16 protein-coding genes and 2 rRNA genes are annotated in these 20,164 nt (G+C 69.1%); 1 reads left to right on the forward strand and 17 read right to left on the reverse strand.

What is annotated here, in order from left to right:
- Positions 1-124: 124 nt before the first annotated feature.
- From SALPAC3_RS0104655 to SALPAC3_RS0104710, 12 genes are all read right to left on the reverse strand, one after another.
- A complete protein-coding gene (locus SALPAC3_RS0104655; protein WP_018220108.1) occupies positions 125-2,476 on the reverse strand; it encodes a hypothetical protein in 2,352 nt (783 codons plus the stop codon).
- On the reverse strand, positions 2,476-3,642 hold the full coding sequence (locus SALPAC3_RS0104660) for a glycosyltransferase family 4 protein (RefSeq protein ID WP_018220109.1): 1,167 nt from the start codon (positions 3,640-3,642) through the stop codon (positions 2,476-2,478). The genes SALPAC3_RS0104655 and SALPAC3_RS0104660 overlap by 1 nt, the downstream gene beginning before the upstream one ends.
- Positions 3,639-5,342 (reverse strand): murein biosynthesis integral membrane protein MurJ, encoded by a 1,704-nt coding sequence (murJ, locus tag SALPAC3_RS0104665; protein ID WP_018220110.1) that lies wholly within the window; start codon positions 5,340-5,342, stop codon positions 3,639-3,641. The genes SALPAC3_RS0104660 and murJ overlap by 4 nt, the downstream gene beginning before the upstream one ends.
- A gap of 5 nt (positions 5,343-5,347) precedes the next feature.
- Positions 5,348-6,214, reverse strand: a complete 867-nt coding sequence (locus SALPAC3_RS0104670) for a hypothetical protein (RefSeq protein ID WP_018220111.1) — start codon at positions 6,212-6,214, stop codon at positions 5,348-5,350.
- Positions 6,211-6,342 (reverse strand): hypothetical protein, encoded by a 132-nt coding sequence (locus SALPAC3_RS29040; protein ID WP_018220112.1) that lies wholly within the window; start codon positions 6,340-6,342, stop codon positions 6,211-6,213. Before SALPAC3_RS29040 ends, SALPAC3_RS0104670 begins: the two co-directional genes overlap by 4 nt.
- Positions 6,339-7,286, reverse strand: a complete 948-nt coding sequence (locus SALPAC3_RS0104680) for a copper transporter (RefSeq protein WP_018220113.1) — start codon at positions 7,284-7,286, stop codon at positions 6,339-6,341. The genes SALPAC3_RS29040 and SALPAC3_RS0104680 overlap by 4 nt, the downstream gene beginning before the upstream one ends.
- Before the next feature lie 31 nt (positions 7,287-7,317).
- Positions 7,318-8,496, reverse strand: a complete 1,179-nt coding sequence (gene steA / locus SALPAC3_RS0104685; RefSeq protein WP_026185232.1) for a putative cytokinetic ring protein SteA — start codon at positions 8,494-8,496, stop codon at positions 7,318-7,320.
- 119 nt (positions 8,497-8,615) lie between these two features.
- Entirely contained in the window at positions 8,616-10,373 is a 1,758-nt protein-coding gene (gene recN / locus SALPAC3_RS0104690) for a DNA repair protein RecN (protein ID WP_018220115.1), read from the reverse strand.
- Between the two features lie 70 nt (positions 10,374-10,443).
- A complete protein-coding gene (locus tag SALPAC3_RS0104695) occupies positions 10,444-11,340 on the reverse strand; it encodes an NAD kinase (RefSeq protein WP_018220116.1) in 897 nt (298 codons plus the stop codon).
- 52 nt (positions 11,341-11,392) lie between these two features.
- Complete coding sequence (locus tag SALPAC3_RS0104700) at positions 11,393-12,238, reverse strand: TlyA family RNA methyltransferase (RefSeq protein ID WP_018220117.1); 846 nt, start codon at positions 12,236-12,238, stop codon at positions 11,393-11,395.
- Positions 12,239-12,255: 17 nt separating this feature from the next.
- Positions 12,256-12,513, reverse strand: a complete 258-nt coding sequence (locus tag SALPAC3_RS0104705) for a hypothetical protein (RefSeq protein ID WP_033772800.1) — start codon at positions 12,511-12,513, stop codon at positions 12,256-12,258.
- A 40-nt stretch (positions 12,514-12,553) separates the two neighbouring features.
- On the reverse strand, positions 12,554-13,180 hold the full coding sequence (locus tag SALPAC3_RS0104710) for a phasin family protein (RefSeq protein ID WP_018220119.1): 627 nt from the start codon (positions 13,178-13,180) through the stop codon (positions 12,554-12,556).
- A 110-nt stretch (positions 13,181-13,290) separates the two neighbouring features.
- Here SALPAC3_RS0104710 and SALPAC3_RS0104715 point away from each other — a divergent pair, with 110 nt between their 5' ends.
- Positions 13,291-13,638 (forward strand): SCP2 sterol-binding domain-containing protein, encoded by a 348-nt coding sequence (locus SALPAC3_RS0104715; protein WP_018220120.1) that lies wholly within the window; start codon positions 13,291-13,293, stop codon positions 13,636-13,638.
- Positions 13,639-13,676: 38 nt separating this feature from the next.
- On the opposite strand, the gene SALPAC3_RS0104720 is transcribed toward SALPAC3_RS0104715, so the two are convergent.
- From SALPAC3_RS0104720 to SALPAC3_RS0104740, 5 genes are all read right to left on the reverse strand, one after another.
- Positions 13,677-14,699 carry an HAD-IIA family hydrolase gene (locus SALPAC3_RS0104720; RefSeq protein WP_018220121.1) on the reverse strand — a complete coding sequence of 341 codons (1,023 nt, stop codon included), beginning with the start codon at positions 14,697-14,699 and terminating at the stop codon, positions 13,677-13,679.
- Entirely contained in the window at positions 14,696-15,541 is an 846-nt protein-coding gene (locus tag SALPAC3_RS0104725) for a Replicase polyprotein 1ab (protein WP_018220122.1), read from the reverse strand. Before SALPAC3_RS0104725 ends, SALPAC3_RS0104720 begins: the two co-directional genes overlap by 4 nt.
- Positions 15,542-15,633: 92 nt before the next feature.
- Positions 15,634-16,563, reverse strand: coding sequence for a hypothetical protein (locus tag SALPAC3_RS26390; protein ID WP_080635246.1), 930 nt, complete (start codon positions 16,561-16,563; stop codon positions 15,634-15,636).
- A 187-nt stretch (positions 16,564-16,750) separates the two neighbouring features.
- Positions 16,751-16,867, reverse strand: a 5S ribosomal RNA gene (rrf, locus tag SALPAC3_RS0104735).
- 84 nt (positions 16,868-16,951) lie between these two features.
- A 23S ribosomal RNA gene (locus SALPAC3_RS0104740) occupies positions 16,952-20,058 on the reverse strand.
- Positions 20,059-20,164 lie beyond the last annotated feature (106 nt).

Below are 20,164 nucleotides of genomic sequence, written 5' to 3' on the forward strand. Positions count from 1 at the left end.
CGGTCGTGCAGACCGCCGTGCCGATCAGCAGAGTGATCACGCGATCCACGGGATTCCACGCTAACACCCCACCTGGTCCCGCCGCCCGGCGCACCCGCCGGTGGCATCGCCTACCGGTACCGGATCAGACCGACGTGACCTCGTCTGATGCACGAGCCGTCGGGATCTTGCCGGCGGTCGGGCCGGCCGCCCTTCGGTCCACCGCCGCCGCACCGGCGTCGCCGTCCGCCGACGGTCCCGGATGGTCGGCCGAAGCGACGTCATTCGGTGGCGAGCCAGCCGGGCCGGCTTCGGCACCGATGTCATCAGAGCGCCGGCCTCCAGCTGGCCCACCGCCGGCGCCGATCGCGCCCGCGGGGCCGCCGTCCCCGCCGGCCGTCGGACTGGTCCGGTCGGTGGAGTGGTCCAGTACCCGCAGCGCGGCGAGGGCCGCCATCGGCACCACCACCGCGACCGCCGCGCCGGCGACGTCCAGCGCCACCCCGCCCAGCAGTCCGCCGAGCACCGCCGCGACCGCGGTGCCGGTCATCGCTCCCCGAACCGCCGGGTAGATGCCGAACAGCCGCCTCAGGCCGCCCCACGGCTGCAGCAGGGCGAACCACACCAGGAGCGCACCGGCCAGGGTCAGCACCGTCAACGGGCTGTCAAAGAACATCTTCAGGTTGGCGGAGCTGACCCGGTGCACAACCAGCCCCCCGGTCCCGTCGCCGACCGCGGCCAGGAACCGACCCAGATCGCCTCGCTCGCCGGTCGGGCGGTCGAGGTCGACCAGGGCGAAGCCCACCGTCACCGCCAGCCCGGCCATCGTCGCCCAGGCCAGGCGGGTAAGCGTCAACCAACCACTGGCGCTGATCGCCGCGGCGAGGCTCACCCCGGCGGTCAACGCGACCGCGCCGGTGGAGTCGGCACCGAGGTAGGGGCTGCCGACCAGCACGACGGCGGCCCCACCGACGACCACGATCACCACCGGTCGCCGGGAGCGACGAACTCGCTGGGCGAGCCAGCCGGCCAGGAGCAGCACCCCGGCCAGCAGCACCCCAAGTCCCACCGTGCCCAGGCCGACGAAGCGGCCCCCATCCACCGCGGAGTAGCCCACGACACCGTTGAGCTGCAGGTGAGCGCCGGTCAACACGTCGGCGCCGACCGTCAGCGTAGCCAGAAACGCCACTGCGCCCAGCGGCCCGAGGGTGCTCCCATAGCCGGGCAGGAACCGGACAAGCGCCGTCGCGGCGACGATCAGCGCGACGGTGACCCCGGCGAAGCACCACCCGGGGTGCCCGACCCGCCACCACGGGACCAGGTCTGTCAGGAGTGCGGCCGGCAGGGCAAGCGCAGCCGCGACGAGCAGCAACTCCATCACGGCGACGATCCGCCGGGACACCGGCTGGGGACCGTAGGGGCCGGCGTGTCGTCGGGCCCGGCGCAGCAGCGGTAGCACGGCCACCCCGAGGAGCACCTGCACGGCGGCGAGTAGCCCGAAGAACCAGCCGGCGACACGGCGCTGGGCTGCTGCCTCCCGGTCGGCGTCCACCGGCTCGGCGATCGCGGTGGCGAGGTCGGCGGGCCGACCAGCGACGGATTCGGCGGGCCGCCCCAGAAACGAATGCTCTGGCAGGGGGCGACCCAGGGCGGTCAGCGCGGTCGGTGCGAGGTCAACCAGTTGCAGGTAGCCCGGGCGGTCCGTGGTCGGGGAGGTCAGCCAGCCGCGTTCCCAGCCGTCGCCATCGGCGACGGCGACGTGCAGTCGGGACGGCTCCTCGGTGTCCGCCACTCCGGCGACGATGACCAGGGAGCGGGGCGGGCGGGCAGCCAGCACCCGGGCCAGCCGCGCGTCGGCCGCGCGGGCCGCAGCGGCCCGGTCCGCCGGATCCGTACCATCGACGGCACCAAGATCGACGATACTGAGCACGCACGAGCGCAGGAGGTCGGTCGGGTCCGCCGGCAGTTCCGGCGCGTACCGGTCCACCCGGCCAAACGGCCGGGCAGCGGCCACCGCCGCACCCGGGCCCACCGCAACCGAACAACGCACCGACTCCGACAGCGAGCCCGGCACGGCCCCCCAGGAGAGCCGTTCCTGGTTCGGTAGGACGGCACCCTCCTGGTCTGGCAGGTTCGCACCGATTCCGTCCGGTCGCTCCACGACGACGTCGGTGGGCGGGCAGGTTCCCTCCGGCCGCTCGCCGGGCCAGGCGGCGAAGCTGCCCGCCCCAAGGGTGAGCCAGCCGTCCACCGGGCAGGTGGGCCGCTGGGCGGAGCGCACCGCCAACGACCCGATCGAGCCCTCCTGCGCCAACCGCCACAGCGTCGGTGTCGTCTGCGCGTCCACGTCTTCCCACCGCAGCCCGGCGACCCCGGCCAGGACCACGAAATCGGCGGTCCGCTCCGGGGGACGGGCCGCCGGCCGGGCGGCCAGCGCGGCGACACCGAGCGCCACGACGAGTAGCGTCAGCAGGGCGGGGGTGAGTCGGCGCAGCATTACCGCTGTCCTGTCGGCGGTGCGTCGGGGTCCGGGCGGGTGGGGCCGGCTATGCCCGGGGACAGTTCGGCGTAGAGGGCGCCGAGTTGGGCGCGGGTCTCCGCCTCGGTCGGCCAGGTGTCCGCCTGCCCGCGGGCCCGCTGGCCCAGTTCGGCCCGGCGGGCCGGGTCACCCAGGAGAGCACCGACGGCGGTGTCAACCGCGTCGACATCACCCGGCGGCACCAGAATGGCCGCGTCATCGACCAACTCCGGCAACCCGCCGACCGCGGTCGCCACCAGCGGCACGCCGACCCGCATCGCCTCCTGCGCGAACAGCTGCCGGGCCTCCCAGTCACTGGTGACCACGGCGATGTCGGCGCCGGCTAGCAGGTCGGCCACATCAGTACGGTGACCGAGCAGGGTCACCGGCGCGCGAGCAGCAGAGATCCGGGCGGCCAGTTGCAGGTACGCGGGTCCGCTGCCGGCGATCACCACCGCCGGCACGGGATCGCGGGTCCGCCACCGGGCAGCGGCGTCAACCAGTACGTCGTACCGTTTCTGGGGATGCAGTCGGCCAACCGACAGGATCAGCGGCTGGTCGCCACCGACGCCGAACTCGGCGCGGACCGCGTCGCGGCGGCGGTGCGGCGCGGGCAGCGGCGGCGCGGCCACCGGGGCGAACCGGGCGTCCGGCGCACCCAACGCGGTGGCTCGTGCGACCAGGTCGGCGGACGCACCGAGGGTCACCTGAGCGCCACGGGCAACAAGCCGCTCGACCAGACGTGACACGCGGCCGCGCAGGCCGCCGCTGAGCACGGCGTTGTGCCAGGTGACCACCAGCGGGACAGTCGGGCGGGCGACGACGGCGACCAGTCCGGCACGCAGCCCGTGCGCGTGCACCACCGCGACCGGTTCGGCGGCCAGGGCCCGGCGAAACGCGGTCACCGCCCGCAGGTCGGTGGGGGTCGGGCTGGCTGGGATCTCCACCGCCCGGAAGCGGGCACCGGCGTCGGTGAAATTGAACTGCTCTTCGGTCGCGGCCGGGCCACAGACCAGCACCGCGATGCCCGCGCTGACCAGCCCGGTGGTCAACGACCGGACGTGCTGTCCCACACCGCCGGTGCTGGAGGCGAGCAGCAGGGCGACCGTGCCGCCCCGGCCGGTCCGCGGGGTCGGTTCCGTCACCGGGACACCGTCTCCTTCCCGTCGCCCCGCTCCGGGGGGACACCATCCTTCCGCTGCCCGCCGGCCGGGGTGGCCGACCGCCTCCCGCGGGTCAGCCCGAGTTTTCGCAGCGCTCCGGCGAGCAGTGGTCGTACGTCCGGCCGGTCCAGTACCCAGACCACCGCGAGGAACACGACACCGACCGCGACACCGGACAGCATGCCCTGTACGAGGGCCACCGGCGCGTTCGGGGTGCCGTCGGTGGCCGCCAGCAGCCACCGCGCCACCGCCCAACCCACCAACGCCGCCAGCCCTCCGCCGACCAGGCCGGCTGCCCCGGCGCGGCGGATTCCGGCGAGCGCGGTGGCGCCGGCGGTGAGTCGGACGGCGAGCACCAGCAGGGCACCGAGCACGGCCATCCCCACCGAATTTGCCAGGGTGACCGCCGGAACCCGGTCCCGCAGCGGCAGCACGGCACTGAGTAGTAGCGCCGCGCCGGGCACCACGAGAAAACCAACGGCGATCGCGCTGGCGGCCGCCCGCGTCTGCCCCCGCGCGTAGAGGGCACGGCTCAGCACGGCAAAGAGCCCGTAGCCAATCAGGCCGGGCGCGAAGCCGGCGATCCCGGCAGCGGCGGTCGCGGCCGCCTCACCGACGAAGAAGAAGTACCCAACCGGCACGGCCGTACCGACCAGGACGGCCGCACCGAGGCAGCTCAACAGCAGCACTCCGCGGGCGGTCGGGGCCAGCGTCGCCCGGTAGGCCGCCTCGTCGCCGACGGACCCGGCGGCGGCCAGGCTCGGATAGGCGGCCACCGCCAGCGGCACCGCCAGCACCGCCCACGGCAGCAGGTAGACCGTCTGGGCGAGTTGGAACGCACCGAGGTTGCTGACCGCACCGTAGGAGACCTGGTTCAGGCTCACCACGAGCGCCACCTGCTGCGCGGTCACCGTCACCGCACCAGCCACCGCGAGTCCACCGACCCGGGTACGGGCGTCGGTGGGGAAACGGAAGCCCAGCACCGGGGCGTATCCCAGCCGGCGGAACGGGATCAGCAGCGACAGGGACAGCACCGCCACTCCGGCGGTCGTGCCCAACGACAGCAGCAGTTCCCCGCCACGACTGACCCCCGCCACGCTGGCCAACCGCCCCTCGGCGGCGGTGAAGCCCAGGTAGACCGCGATGACGGTAAGGCTGGACAGCAGTGGGGCGATCACCGGCCAGGCGAACCGGCGGTGCGCCTGGAGCACCCCGGTGAGCACGATGCCGACCCCGTACAGCGGCAGTTGCGGGGCGAACACCCGCAGCATCCGCTCACCGCTGGCCTGCTGGGCCGGGTCGAGTCCACCGCCCAGCAGCCCCACGATCGGGCCGGCCAGCAGCGCCACCGCCAACGCGAGTGGCACCAGCAGGGTGAGAACCCAGGTGAGCAGCGCTCCCGTGGTCCGGGCAACCGCCTCCCGGTCCGCCGCCGCTACCGGAGCGGCCAGCAGTGGCACCACCAGGCTGGCGAGGGCACCACCGGCGACCATCTCGAAGATCACGTTCGGGGCGGCGTTCGCCACCACATACGTGCCACCAAGATCGGTGGGCGCGAGCGTCCAGGCGAACACGGCAGTACGACCGAGGCCGGCGAGCCGACTGACCACGGTGAGTACGGCGATCAGCGCGGCGGCCCCGGCTACTCGGCCGGCGGCGGCGTACGGAGCCGGGTTCGTCACGTCAGTCAGTCGGCGCGGCGGCCCAGCGCGTCCAGCTCGCGCAGCCCCGGGGTCTGCTGGATGACCTGGGTGAAGCTGATCCGCTCGCTGGCGGCGGTGAGCCCGGCCAGGACAGCGAGCAGACCGGCCCGGCCGGCCGGGCCGGTGCGCGCCGCAAGCGTGACGCCGAGCAGCGCACCGAGCGCGTTGGCGCCACTGTCGCCGAGCATCACCTCCTCGTCGAGGTCAGCGGGGAGCAGCCCAACGGCGGCGCCGGCAGCACCGGCGACGATCCCGCCGTGCGGGCCTGCTGCCAACGGCGCGCCGAGCAGCAGCCCGGATTTCACCGCCCGGCCGGGCCGCAGGTCGAGCAGGTTGACCAGGTTGGCCGTGCCGGCGATCACGCCCGCACCGAGGAGAACGTCCATGCCCCGGCCGACCGCGCCCTGCCGCTGCCGGCGCGGGTGTCGGGCGACAGCCGGGTCACCGGCGAGCAGCGCGGCGGCGGCGAGCCCCGCCGCGCCCACGCCGACGACCTTGACCAGGCCGGCGGTGATCCGACCCTCGCGCAGCCCAGCGAGGTGCCCGGTGAAGCCCTTGGCGGACCTCTGCTCCGGCCGCGCGCCGACCACGTCGTCGTAGAGCCCCACCGCCCCGGCGCCGAGGCCGGCGACCAGGGCGGCTCCGCTGGCAGCGGGACCCGGTGCGCCGGCGGCGCCGGCGACCGCGGCACTGGTAGCGAGCGCGGGGCCGGCTGCCAGGGTCACCGGCCGGCCCCGAAAGTTCGTCCGTTCCAACGCTGGTCCCGCCGGTGAGGTCCGTACCGCACGCAACGCGTAGCGGGCGACGGCGGCGCCGGCGCCGGCGACGACGAGACGACCGAACCACCTCACGCCGTCACCTCGTGCCCCGCGGCGAGCGGACGATCCGCTTGGCTGTTGCCCGCGACGTGTTGCTCGGCACGCTCACTCACGCCGACTCCTTCCAGTTTGGCGGGGCAGAACCCGATGTTGATCGTCACGATCCCTGGGGCAGGGTGGGAACCAACGACCCGGCGTTGTCACCGACACCGTAGTGACCCGCCCTGTCCTCGTTGACCTGCTGCGCCAGGGCGAGCGCGGTGACCAGTTGCCCCTGGACCGTGTTGGCGTTGTCGACTGTGGAGATCTTCCCGGCCAGCACCGCGTCGCCCCGGACGAAGGCCACCAGGTTCCCGCCTTCCGAGCCGGTGCCGCCGACCACGGTCGTGCCGGTCCGATCAAACTGCTCAGTGATCTTGACTACCGACTCGTCCTTCTTCGAGGAGTCCTTGTCCGTGTACGGCGGGCCACTGACCACCACGACCGCCTCTGCCGACTGGGTGAGCCGCTCGGAGGTGGTGAGGTAGTTGGCGTTGGTGTACGCCGCCAGCACGGCCCGCCGGTCGGCCTCACTGATCGGCGTCGCCTCCGGCACCCCGTCCAGCAGCACCGTGGCCAGCAGTGCGCTGGAGGTCTCCACACCATGCCCATTGCCGGGCAGGTTGGTGGTCGGCGCGTTGGTAGGGCGGGCGGCGGTGACAGCCAGTTCCAGCAGGTCGTTGTTGTTCTCCGGATTGATGAACTTGTCCTGCAGGTCAACCCGGCCGACCACGTCGGCGTTGCCGAGCTGAAGCATGTTGACCACGCCGTCGGTGTGCTTACGCCCCGTCGGCAGACTGAGCACCAGCACCCGCTTGCCGGTGAGCCGGCCTGGCAGGACCACCCCGGCCAACTCGGCGGCGAAGTCATCCTCACGGGTCAACTCCTCCTCGAGGTTGTTGACCGCCTGACGCCACACCTGGTTGTCTTTCCGCAGCTCATTGACGTTGTCATTGAGAGCGTCCGCCACCGGCCCGTTGAGCGCGGTGGTACCAACCACCAGGCCGATCGCCAGCGCCAGGAAAACCGCGGTCAGGGACACCACGTGGTACCGGAAGTTGATCACACCTGCAGCCTCTTTGTCGGGTGGACCGGCGTCAGAAAAGCCGTTCCAGCTGGAACACAAAATTGTTCCACCACTCGGAGACCACACCCAGGTACGCCTTACCGACGGTGGAGACCGCCACGGCCGAGGCCATCGCGGCAATCGCGGACAGCACCAGCAGCAGCAGCGAGGACCCGGAGATGCTCTGCCGGTAGAGCCGACTCACGCCTTTGGCGTCAACCAGCTTGCCACCAACCTTGAGCCGGGTGAGGAAGGTCGACGCCATCCCGCCCCGCCCCTTGTCCAGGAACTCGACGAGCGTGGCGTGCGTGCCGACCGCCACCAGGAGTGAGGCGCCCTTCTCGTCGGCGAGCAGCATCGCCAGGTCCTCGCTGGTGGCTGCGGCGGGAAAGGTGACCGCCGGGACGCCGAGGCCATTGACCCGGGCCAGCCCGGGCGCCCGCCCGTCCGGGTAGGCGTGCACCACGACCTCAGCGCCGCACCGCAGCACGTCATCGGTCACCGAATCCATGTCACCAATGATCAAATCGGGTGGATAGCCGGCCTCGACCAGGGCGTCCGCCCCGCCGTCCACGCCGATGAGCACCGGCTTGAACTCCCGGATATACGGGCGCAGCACATCCAGGTCGGCCTTGTAGTCGTAGCCGCGCACCACGATCAGGCAGTGCCGGCCCTGAATTTCGGTGCGGATGTCCGGAACGCCCACCCCGTACAGCAGCAGATCCCGCTCCTGCTTCAGGTAGACCATGGTGTTCGCCGCGAACGCCTCCAGCTGGACCGAAAGCCCTTCCCGAGCATCGGCCATCGCCTTCCCGATGGTCTCCGCATCCTGCAGATCACCGTGGGCCACCGGCTCTTCGCCCAGATAGACCGTATTGCCATCGATGCGGACGGTGTCGCCCTCCTGGATCCGTTCAAAGACGCCCTCGCCCAGGTCGTCCAGGAGCGGAATACCGGCCTCGATCAGCACTTCCGGGCCGAGATTGGGATAGCGGCCCGAAACCGACGGCTTGGCGTTGAGGACCGCACCGACGCCAACCGCGACCAGCGAATCGGCGGCGACGCGGTCCAGGTCAACGTGATCGATCACCGCGACGTCACCGGGACGAAGCCGGCCAACCAGCCGCTTGGTCCGACGGTCCAGGCGGGCAGTACCGCTGGCCCGGCCCGGCTCAGCGGGTCGGGTCCAGCGCAACATGGGTAGACGCATCGTGACCATCCTGGCATGTGAGGCGGGCGACCTTCACGCGACATGCCTGCGCGGGCCGCCAGTCCAGACAAGCACACTACGGCGTGGAGCGGCGTGCCGGTGGTGCTACCGACCCGCGGTTACGCCCGCCGCTCCCGCGCGGCAACAGCCAGCAACTCCTCAGCGTGCGCGATTCCCAGATCCGAATCCGGCAACCCAGCAAGCATACGGGCGAGTTCCCGCGCCCGTTCCGTGTCCTCAACCACCCGCACCCCGCTGGTCGTCACCGCACCGCCGGTGTCCTTCGCCACCACCAGATGCCGGTCGGCGAACGCAGCGACCTGGGGCAGATGGGTGACGACGAGCACCTGGTGGCTGCGAGCCAGCCGGGCCAGCCGACGGCCGATCTCCACCGCGGCCTGGCCACCAACCCCGGCGTCAACCTCGTCGAAGACCAGCGTGGGCGGACCGCCCGAACCGGCGAAGACCACCTCGATGGCGAGCATCACCCGGGACAGCTCACCACCGGAGGCGCCCCGCTGCAGCGGCAGGGCTGGCGCGCCCGGATGGGCCAACAGGCGCAGCTCCACCTCATCGCCGCCGTCTGGCCCGATCCCGACCTCGGCACCGTTGACCGAAAGGCCTGGTTCGGACTTCCCCACCGGGCGGGGCAGCACCCCCACCTCGACCCGAGAGTGCGGCATGGCCAACCCCGCCAGCTCTGTGGTGACCTGCGCTGCAAACCGGGTCGCTGCCTCCTGTCGCGCCACCGACACCCGACCCGCCAACTCGGCCACCTCGCCAGCCAGCCGGGACACCTCCCGGTCCAACTCGTCGAGCAGCTCGTCCGAGGAATCCAGATCGGACAGTTGGGCCCGCGCCCGCTCAGCCCAGGCGATCACCCCGTCGGTGTCGTCGGCGTACTTGCGGGTCAGCGCCCGCAACGCGACCCGCCGCTCGTAGACCGCCTGCAGCCGCGCCGGATCAGCGTCGAGCCCCGCAAGGTACGTCGACAACTCCGCGGAGACATCCGCGATCAGGGTCGCCGCCTCCTCCAAGCGCGTCGCCAGTTCCCCCAGCGCGGGGTCGGTGCCGGACTGCCCGTCCAAGGTACGGCGGGCGGTGCCGAGGAGCGTCGTGACATCCGGGGTGTCCTCGGCGGCCTCCATCCCCCCGGCCACGCACTGCTGGGCCAGCCGCGCCGCCGTCCGCAGCCCCTCGGCGTGCTCCAACCGCTGCGCCTCCGCCTTGAGCTCGTCGTCCTCCCCCGGCTGCGGATCAACCCGGGTGATCTCGTCGAGACCGAGGCGCAGCAGGTCGGCCTCCCGATTCCGCTCCCGCGCGTTTCGACGCCGGCTGGCCAGGTCGTCCACCACCGACCGCCACCGGGTATACACCTCGCGCAGCGCGTCGAGCAGCTTCTCGTGCTCCGGACCGGCGAACCGATCGAGCGCGGCGCGCTGCTCGGCCGGGCGCAACAACCGCAGTTGGTCGGACTGACCGTGCACCGCGAGCGCCTGTTCACCCACCTCGGCGAGCATCGACACCGGCATGCTCCGGCCGCCGAGATGGGCACGAGAACGGCCCTCTGTGGTGACAGTGCGGCTGAGCAACACCGAACCGTCCTCATCCGGGTCACCGCCCGCGTCAATGATCCGAGCAGATACCGTCTCGGCCACCCTTCCGGCCAGCCGCAGTCGACCCTCGACCACCGCGCGGCCCGGCTCGGCCCGCACCCGCCCGGCGTCGGCACGCCCGCCAAAGAGCAGACCGAGACCGGTCACCACCATGGTCTTACCCGCACCGGTCTCACCAGTGATCACGTTCATTCCGCCGGTCAACGGCAGCGTCGTGTCCTCGATGACACCCAGTCCGGTGATGCGTAGCTCTTCCAGCACAGCACCCGACAGTAGACGCGGTGCCCGACGCTTGACCAGTCGACAGCCGCGGGCACCGGCCGTGGCCAGCTCAGTGTCGGCTGCCCCGCCAGCCCTGCACCGGCAGATCGAACTTGGCCACCAGCCGGTCGGTGAACGGCCGGGCCGTCAGCTGCACGATCCGCACCGGCAGGGCCCCGCGCCGCACCGTCACCCGTGCGCCCGGCGGAAGGTCGTACACCCGCCGTCCGTCACAGCAGAGCACCGCGAGGCTGGTAAAGGGGTCTACGGTGATGACGAGGGTGGACGTGGGCGCGGTGACCAACGGCCGGCTGAAGAGCGCGTGCGCGCTGATCGGCACCAACAACAGCGCCTCCACCTCGGGCCACACGACCGGGCCACCGCCGGAGAACGCGTAGGCCGTGGAGCCGGTGGGCGTGGCGCAGACGACTCCGTCGCAGCCATAGCGGGACAGCGGCCGCCCGTCCACGTCAACGAGGAGCTCGAGCATCTGGGCCCGCTCCCCCTTCTCGACACTGATCTCGTTCAACGCCCAGGACTCGATCGTCGGTCCACCTTCGAACTCGGCGGTCACGTCCAGGGTGAGCCGTTCATCCACCGTGTAGCTACGACGCACCACGTCCCGGACCACCGAGTCCAGGTGGTCGATCTCAGCCTCGGCGAGAAAGCCGACCTTACCGAGGTTGATCCCGAGTAGTGGCACCTTCGCCGGCCGGGCCAGCTCGGCGGCCCGCAGAAACGTACCGTCCCCACCCAACGCGAAGACGATCTCAGCACCCTCCGCGGCTTCCGGACCAGTCACCGGAACCGCCCCGGGAAGGTCAAGATCCTCGGCCTCCTCGGCGAGAACGCGAATAACGAAGCCGGCCGCGATCAAATCCCCGGCCACCGCCCGTGCGTGTTCGGTGCTGCGCCGCCGCCCGGTGTGCGTCACCAGCAGCGCGGTCCGGCTCACCACGCCCGCCATACCGTCCGAGGCCCGTTGTCGGCCCCGCACGCCACCCGGCTCACCCGACCGCTCACCCCGCTACCTCCTCCGTCGCCGTGCCGGACCGACCGCCGGTGGCCCCGGCCGTCACCACCGCCCGCACCCGCTCCGGATCAGCCGCAGGCGCGTCCCGGCGTAACCATACGAAGAACTCGACGTTCCCGCTGGGCCCCGGCAACGGACTGGCACAAACATCGGCGAGACCCCACCCGAGCTGGGCCGCCGCAACCGCCACTTCCAGCACCGCCTCGGCCCGCAACGCTGGATCACGCACCACGCCCCCGGCGCCGACCCGATCGCGCCCCACCTCGAACTGCGGTTTCACCATCAACGCCAGATCACCGTCCGGTCGGGTACAGGCTGCTAGGGCCGGCAACACCAGCCGCAGGGAGATGAACGACAGGTCGGCGACGGTGAGGTCGACCGGCCCATCGATGGCCGTTGGCGTGAGGGTGCGCACGTTGGTCCGCTCGAAGACGCGTACCCGCTCGTCGTTGCGCAGTGGCCAGGCAAGTTGCCCGTACCCGACATCAACCGCCACCACCTCGGCCGCGCCGGCGCGCAGCAGCACGTCGGTGAACCCACCCGTGGAAGCACCGGCGTCGAGGCAGCGCCGCCCGGCGGCGGTCATCCCACCCGGGCCGAAGGAGGCCAGGGCGCCGGCCAACTTGTGCCCGCCCCGCGAGACGTACTCCGAAACCGGATCCGCTCCGGTGACCAGCAGCGGATCGGCGGGGTTGACCAGCGCGGCAACCTTACGGGCGGGGACCCCGCGTAGCTGAACGCGGCCAGCCTCCACCAGGGCGGCGGCCTGCTCACGCGAGCGGGCCAGGCCGCGGCGGACGAGTTCGGCGTCCAACCGGGTACGACGTGCCATACCTGTTTCTCCGGCTCTTAGGACTGGTCAATGCTGGCGAGGGTTTCCCGCAGCGTTTCGTATGCCGCCTCGTACTGCGCGATCTGCTCCGCCAGGGGTAGTCCGGCGGCGTTGACCATCGCCTGCACGGCGGCGTCAACCGCCTGGTTCGGCGCCACCGCCTGGCTCTCGGCTTCCTCGGCGGTGAGCTCGGCCGGGGGCGCTGGTCGCGGTGCCCCCGGTCCCGCACCTGGCGAAACGCCCGGCGCCGGACCGGGGCGGGGCAGGGCGGTCACGGCCGCCCTGCAGCGGAGCGCGACCAGCGGTGGACGGCGCTCACTCCGGGCCGCCCGGCTGCTGCTTACCCGGCGCCTTCTGCGCCACTGCCCGCTTCGCGACCGTCTGCTTGGCGACTGTCTGCTTCGCGCCCGTTTTCTTCACGACCGCTTTCTTCGCGACTGTCTTCTTCGCCGGGCTGGCGGCGGTCATGGTGCGTCCGGACGAAGGGTCCGCTGCCGCGCCAGCCGGAGCAGTCAGCGGCGACACCGCCGGTTCCGCAGCACCACCCGACGCGATCGGATGAGCTGCATCCAGGTCCGTCGGGTGATCTGCGTTCACGTCCGCCACGGTGTCGCTGGCGGGGAGCGTCGTCGCCGATCCGGTTGATGCCTCCCGGAGCTGCCGCTCCAGCTCGCGCACCCGCCGGGTCAGCTCGGTCACCTCGTCGGCGGTGGCGAGGCCGACAGCGCCGAGCCCCCGTTCGAACTCGAACCGGACCAGCTTGGCCAGCGCTTCCCGGTTGGCCGCGCTGGTGGAGACCAGTTCCTCGGCAAACGCCTGAAGCTGGACCGCGGTAGCGCCGCCAGCGCCGACCAGCCGCCGCGCCGTCTCCTGGGCCTTCTGCCGAGGCGCCTCCGTCAGGCCCATGGCCAACGCAAGGTAGGAACGCCACGCGTCCTGCATGCCTGAGTCCTTCCGCGAGAGGGGATGTGCGGTCCTCACGCTACCGGCGTGGCCAGGCCACCCGTGCGGTACGGTGCCGGAGAATGGGTGTGGCGAGTCGTGGAGGCGATGTGGCTAGCGTTGACGAGTGCCGGCAGGCGTTGCGGGACCTCACCGCACGGCTGAACGGCAACGCCGAGACGGTGCGCGAGCACGTCGGCTTGGACCGGACGCTGGCCTGCCGCATAACCGACCTGGACACCGCATTCCACGGCCGCCTCACCGACGGCCAGCTGATCGACCTCGCCGACGGTGACGACCCGAAGGCCAAGATCGCCCTGAGCACCACCAGCGAGGACCTCCTCGCCCTGGTCCGCGGGGAGCTGGACATCACCCGCGCGGTGGCATCCAGACGGGTATCGGTCAAGGCCAGCCCGTTCGACCTGATAAAACTTCGCAAACTGCTTGGAACGAGCTGAAACCGGCCCACTTCACCGCGCCTCGGTACTGGAGCTGTTCAGCCGGACGAGAGGTCGAACGTCGCCAGCACCCGCTCAGCCGCCGAGGAGGCCGCCCGCACCGGGGATGACCGCCCGGTGGACCACGCCGCCGCGCAGAGCGCCGGTAGCGCATCCAGCGGGCGTCCCGCACCAGACAGCTCCAGCTGGCCGTCACGAACCACCGCGGACCACCCATCGGTCTCCGCCGGACCCGGCACCCGCACCACCGCGGCCGGCTCGAAAAGCCCCGCCAGGTCCGCTGACACAAAGGTCGGTCGATGCTCTGGTCCGGTCGCCAGCAACTCGGCCACGTCGCTAACCCCAGTCAGCACAAACAAGCTGTCCAGCCCCGCTCGGACCGCGCCCTCGATGTCGGTGTCCAGGCGGTCGCCGACGACCAGGGCACGCCCCCCGCCGGCCCGCCGGGAGGCGGCGACGAAAAGCTCCGGCGCTGGCTTACCCACGACCAGGTCTGGGTCTCGACCGAGCGCGATCCGCACCGCGGCGACCAAGGCACCGTTGCCAGGTAGTGGGCCCCGCTTGCTGGGCAGCGTGCGGTCGGTGTTGGTAGCAACCCAGGTCGCCCCGCCCCGAATCGCCGCCGTTGCCTCAGCCAGGTCAGCCCAGCCGACCTGCGGGCCGTACCCCTGAACCACCGCGGCCGGATCATCCTCGGCCCGCGCGACCGGGGTAAGCCCGGCAGCGCGGATCTCGGCACGCAACGCCTCCGCCCCCACAACCAGGATCCGCGTCCCCGCCGGATGCCGTTCTCGGAGCAACTGAGCGGTGGCCGCCGCGGAGGTCAGCACCTCCTCCGGGCGGGCGGCGATGCCCATACCGGTAAGCAGGTCGGCCACCTCACTGGACCGGCGAGAGGCGTTGTTCGTGGCGTACGCGACCGCTCGGTCTTCGGCATGCAGCTTACGCACCGCCTCGATCGCCCCGGGGATCGGCTGGTCGACCAGGTAGATCACCCCGTCCAGGTCGAAGATGACCAGGGCGTACCCGTCAACCAGCCGCCTTCCGCCGGTCCGCGTCACTTCCCGGTACCCGCCTCATCTCCGTCAACCGGGCTTTCCGAGTCGCCACCGGGCCGTTGCGTACTGAGACCGCTCGGGTCACCTGTACCGGACTCCGGGGTGTCGTCAGCACCCTCTTCCGAGGCGTCGTCAGCACCGTCACGGGCCCCGGTGGACTCAGCATCGGGCGCGTCCCCGTCAACGGATTCAGCATCTGGCTGTTCCGACTCCGCGCCGAGGGCACCCGGGCCAGCGGCGACGTCCTCGACGTCGTCCTCCTCGTCGCCTTCGATCATCACCCCGTCGAGCTCCAACAGGCGCTCAGCCGCGTCGGTCGCTCCGTCAGTGTCGACCTCCGCAGCACGGGAGAACCACTCTCGGGCCTCCTCACGCCGGCCAACCGCGAGCAGCGCATCCGCGTAGGCGTACCGCAGCCGCACCGTCCACGGCTCCGCCGCCTCCCCGGTCAGTTCCGGCACCTGGAGCATCGCCACCGCCGCGTCCTTCTGGCCCAGGTCGCCCCGTGCGCCAGCAGCAACGATCAGCAGTTCCCCAGCGACCGCGCGGTCCAACTCCTTCCGGTCTGCCCCCCGGTACAGGTCGACCGCCCGCTCCGGGCGGCCGAGCGCCCGCTCACAATCAGCGAGCACCGCAAGGTGACTCTGCAGGCCGGTCATCCGGTGGTACGTCCGCAGTTCGGCGACCGCCGTCTGCCATTCACCGGCGTGGTACGCGGCCAGGCCAACCGCCTCACGGACAGCAGCGATACGGGCGGCGAGCCGCCGGGCTGCAAGGGCATGCGCCAGTGCCTCAGCTGGGTCCTCGTCGATCAGCTGACCGACCGCAACCAGGTGTCGGGCCACCTTCTCGGCGGTCGGCTTTGCTAGGGCGAGCAGTTCGGCACGGACGTCTTTGTCCAGGTCCGTGGCGACGATCTCCTCAGGGAGCTCAGGTCCTACCGGGGCGTCAGGCTCAGGCCCACGCTCCGCACGGCGGTCGCGGCCCCGGTAGTCACCCTCACGACGCTCACCGCCGCGGAAGCCATCACGGTCACCACCACGGCGCTCACCATCACGGTAACCGCCCTCACGACGGTCACCACCGCGGAAGCCATCACGGTCACCACCCCGGTAACCGCCCTCACGACGCTCACCACCGCGGAAGCCATCACGGTCACCGCCGCGGTAACCGCCCTCACGGCGGTCACCGCCACGGAAGCCATCACGGTCACCGCCGCGGTAACCGCCGTCGCGACGGTCACCGCCGCGGCGCTCACCATCACGGTCACCACCCCGGTAACCGCCCTCACGACGCTCACCACCGCGGAAGCCATCACGGTCACCACCCCGGTAACCGCCCTCACGACGCTCACCGCCACGGAAGCCGCCCTCGCGACGCTCACCGCCGCGGCGCTCACCATCACGGTCACCACCCCGGTAACCGCCCTCACGACGCTCACCGCCACGGAAGCCGCCCTCACGGCGCTCACCGCCACGGAAGCCATCACGGTCACCACCCCGGTAACCGCCCTCACGACGGTCACCGCCACGGAAGCCATCACGGTCACCACCGCGGAAGCCGCCCTCACGACGCTCACCACCGCGGCGCTCACCATCACGGTCACCACCGCGGTAACCACCCTCACGACGGTCACCACCGCGGAAGCCACCCTCGCGACGCTCACCACCACGGAAGCCATCACGGTCACCACCCCGGTAACCGCCCTCACGACGGTCACCACCGCGGAAGCCATCACGGTCACCACCGCGGTAACCGCCCTCACGGCGGTCACCACCGCGGCGCTCACCATCGCGGTAGCTGCCCTCACGACGGTCACCACCGCGGTAGCCGCCACGTTCACCGCTACCTTCAGCGGTTCGGTCATCCCGGTAGGAGGGACGGCCGTCACGACGTGACGCGCCGTCACGACCAGCTGGTCGGTCTTCGTGTCGACGGGTGCGGTCGCCGCCGTGCGGTCCTGAGTTCACAGGTTCATCCTTCCTGATTAGGCCGGTGGTGGCGGCACGCAGTGAGGGCCGACCCGGGTAGGGTCGGCCCTCAACAAAAGTTTTGCCCGGCGGTGTCCTACTCTCCCACACCCTCCCGAGTGCAGTACCATCGGCGCTGGAGGGCTTAGCTTCCGGGTTCGGAATGTAACCGGGCGTTTCCCCTCCGCCATGACCGCCGTAACACTTATCGACATATCAAACACACCCAACACCACAGGCAATGTTTGCTTGCCAAGAGATACACAGTGGACGCGTAGCAACTTAGTAGTCAAGTCCTCGGCCTATTAGTACCGGTCAACTGAACCCGTTACCGAGCTTACATTTCCGGCCTATCAACCCAGTCGTCTAGCTGGGGGCCTTACCCCACCAAAGGTGGATGGGATACCTCATCTTGAAGCAGGCTTCCCGCTTAGATGCTTTCAGCGGTTATCCCTTCCGAACGTAGCCAACCAGCCGTGCCCCTGGCGGGACAACTGGCACACCAGAGGTTCGTCCGTCCCGGTCCTCTCGTACTAGGGACAGCCCTTCTCAAGTATCCTACGCGCACGGCGGATAGGGACCGAACTGTCTCACGACGTTCTAAACCCAGCTCGCGTACCGCTTTAATGGGCGAACAGCCCAACCCTTGGGACCTGCTACAGCCCCAGGATGCGACGAGCCGACATCGAGGTGCCAAACCATCCCGTCGATATGGACTCTTGGGGAAGATCAGCCTGTTATCCCCGGGGTACCTTTTATCCGTTGAGCGACACCGCTTCCATTCGCCAGTGCCGGATCACTAGTCCCGACTTTCGTCCCTGCTCGACCCGTCAGTCTCACAGTCAAGCTCCCTTGTGCACTTACACTCAACACCTGATTGCCAACCAGGCTGAGGGAACCTTTGGGCGCCTCCGTTACCCTTTAGGAGGCAACCGCCCCAGTTAAACTACCCACCAGACACTGTCCCTGAACCGGATAACGGTCCGAAGTTAGATACCCAAACCAACCAGAGTGGTATTTCAAGATTGCCTCCACATGCACTGGCGTGCACACTTCACCGGCTCCCACCTATCCTACACAAGCTAATTCAGATACCAATGTCAAGCTATAGTAAAGGTCCCGGGGTCTTTCCGTCCTGCCGCGCGTAACGAGCATCTTTACTCGTAATGCAATTTCGCCGGGCCTGTGGTTGAGACAGTGGGGAAGTCGTTACGCCATTCGTGCAGGTCGGAACTTACCCGACAAGGAATTTCGCTACCTTAGGATGGTTATAGTTACCACCGCCGTTTACTGGCGCTTAAGTTCTCCGCTTCGCCCCGAAAGACTAACAGGTCCCCTTAACGTTCCAGCACCGGGCAGGCGTCAGTCCATATACATCGAATTACTTCTTCGCATGGACCTGTGTTTTTAGTAAACAGTCGCTTCCCCCTGCTCTCTGCGGCCATACAACGCTCCAGCAGCACGTGCCTTCACGTCTCCGGCCCCCCTTCTCCCAAAGTTACGGGGGCAATTTGCCGAGTTCCTTAACCACAGTTCACCCGATCGCCTTGGTATTCTCTACCTGACCACCTGTGTCGGTTTAGGGTACGGGCCGCTCGGAACTCGCTAGAGGCTTTTCTCGACAGCATAGGATCACTGACTTCACCTGAATCGGCTCGGCATCACGTCTCAGCCACACGCGCCGCGGATTTACCTACGACACAGCCTACACGCTTACCCCGGCACAACCACCGGCCGGGCTCAGCTACCTTCCTGCGTCACCCCATCGCTTGACTACTACCCGCCAGGTTCCCACGCTCCCCCAGCACAGTCCAAAGACCACACCAAGATCGGATGGTTAGCACAACGAAGTTCATCAGGGACGCTCCTTCGCGGGTACGGGAATATCAACCCGTTATCCATCGACTACGCCTCTCGGCCTCGCCTTAGGCCCCGACTCACCCAGGGCGGATTAACCTGGCCCTGGAACCCTTGGTCATCCGGCGGAAGGGTTTCTCACCCTTCATTCGCTACTCATGCCTGCATTCTCACTCGCACCGCGTCCACAACTCGATCACTCGGCTGCTTCACCCCCGGCACGACGCTCCCCTACCCATCCACACACCTACACACAACCCAAAGGCCATGCGAAGTACACGCGTGAATGCCACAGCTTCGGCGGTGTGCTTGAGCCCCGCTACATTGTCGGCGCGGAACCACTTGACCAGTGAGCTATTACGCACTCTTTCAAGGATGGCTGCTTCTAAGCCAACCTCCTGGTTGTCTATGCGACCCCACATCCTTTTCCACTTAGCACACGCTTAGGGGCCTTAGCTGGTGATCTGGGCTGTTTCCCTCTCGACTACGAAGCTTATCCCCCGCAGTCTCACTGCCGCGCTCTCACTTACCGGCATTCGGAGTTTGGCTGATTTCGGTAAGCTTGTAGGCCCCCTAGACCATCCAGTGCTCTACCTCCGGCAAGAAACACACGACGCTGCACCTAAATGCATTTCGGGGAGAACCAGCTATCACGGAGTTTGATTGGCCTTTCACCCCTAACCACAGGTCATCCCCCAACTTTTCAACGTTGGTGGGTTCGGCCCTCCACGCAGTCTTACCCACGCTTCAGCCTGCCCATGGCTAGATCACTCCGCTTCGGGTCTAGGACACGCGACTCTGACGCCCTATTCAGACTCGCTTTCGCTACGGCTCCCCCACCCGGGTTAACCTCGCCACATGCCACTAACTCGCAGGCTCATTCTTCAAAAGGCACGCCGTCACCCCTAAAGGCTCCGACGGATTGTAGGCGAACGGTTTCAGGTACTATTTCACTCCCCTCCCGGGGTACTTTTCACCATTCCCTCACGGTACTATCCGCTATCGGTCACCAGGAAGTATTTAGGCTTACCAGATGGTCCTGGCAGATTCACGGCAGATTACAGGAGTCCGCCGCTACTCGGGAACACCCACAGGAGACTGGCAGCTTTCACCTACCGGACTTTCACCGTCTACGGTCAGCCATTCCAGACTGTTCAACTAACCACCAGCTTTATAACTCCCCACACGAGTGTCAGCCCGTGCCGCAGGGTCCCACAACCCCAACCACGCAACCCCTGACAGGTATCACACGCAGCCGGTTTAGCCTCAATCCGCTTTCGCTCGCCACTACTCACGGAATCACAATTGTTTTCTCTTCCTACGGGTACTGAGATGTTTCACTTCCCCGCGTTCCCTCCACACACCCTATGAGTTCAGGTGCAGGTGACATCACATGACTGATGCCGGGTTCCCCCATTCGGACACCCTGGGATCACAGCTCGGTTGACAGCTCCCCCAGGCCTATCGCGGCCTCCCACGTCCTTCATCGGCTCCTGGTGCCAAGGCATCCACCGTTCGCCCTTGACAACTTGACCACAAAGATGCTCGCGTCCACTGTGTAATTCTCAACAAACAACCAACCCGCAACCACCACCCCGCACCAGCAACACCAACCCCACCCCCTCACAGGAGGCAAAAGCC

It is taken from the genome of Salinispora pacifica DSM 45544 (assembly GCF_000378845.1).
Lineage (GTDB): Bacteria > Actinomycetota > Actinomycetes > Mycobacteriales > Micromonosporaceae > Micromonospora > Micromonospora pacifica.

Coding starts and splice junctions, on each gene's coding strand:
- SALPAC3_RS0104655 (WP_018220108.1), bottom strand. CDS start 2,476: ATGCTGCGCCGACTCACCCCCGCCCTGCTGACGCTACTCGTCGTGGCG.
- steA (WP_026185232.1), bottom strand. CDS start 8,496: ATGCGTCTACCCATGTTGCGCTGGACCCGACCCGCTGAGCCGGGCCGG.
- SALPAC3_RS0104695 (WP_018220116.1), bottom strand. CDS start 11,340: ATGGCGGGCGTGGTGAGCCGGACCGCGCTGCTGGTGACGCACACCGGG.
- SALPAC3_RS0104700 (WP_018220117.1), bottom strand. CDS start 12,238: ATGGCACGTCGTACCCGGTTGGACGCCGAACTCGTCCGCCGCGGCCTG.
- SALPAC3_RS0104710 (WP_018220119.1), bottom strand. CDS start 13,180: ATGCAGGACGCGTGGCGTTCCTACCTTGCGTTGGCCATGGGCCTGACG.
- SALPAC3_RS26390 (WP_080635246.1), bottom strand. CDS start 16,563: ATGACCGAACCGCTGAAGGTAGCGGTGAACGTGGCGGCTACCGCGGTG.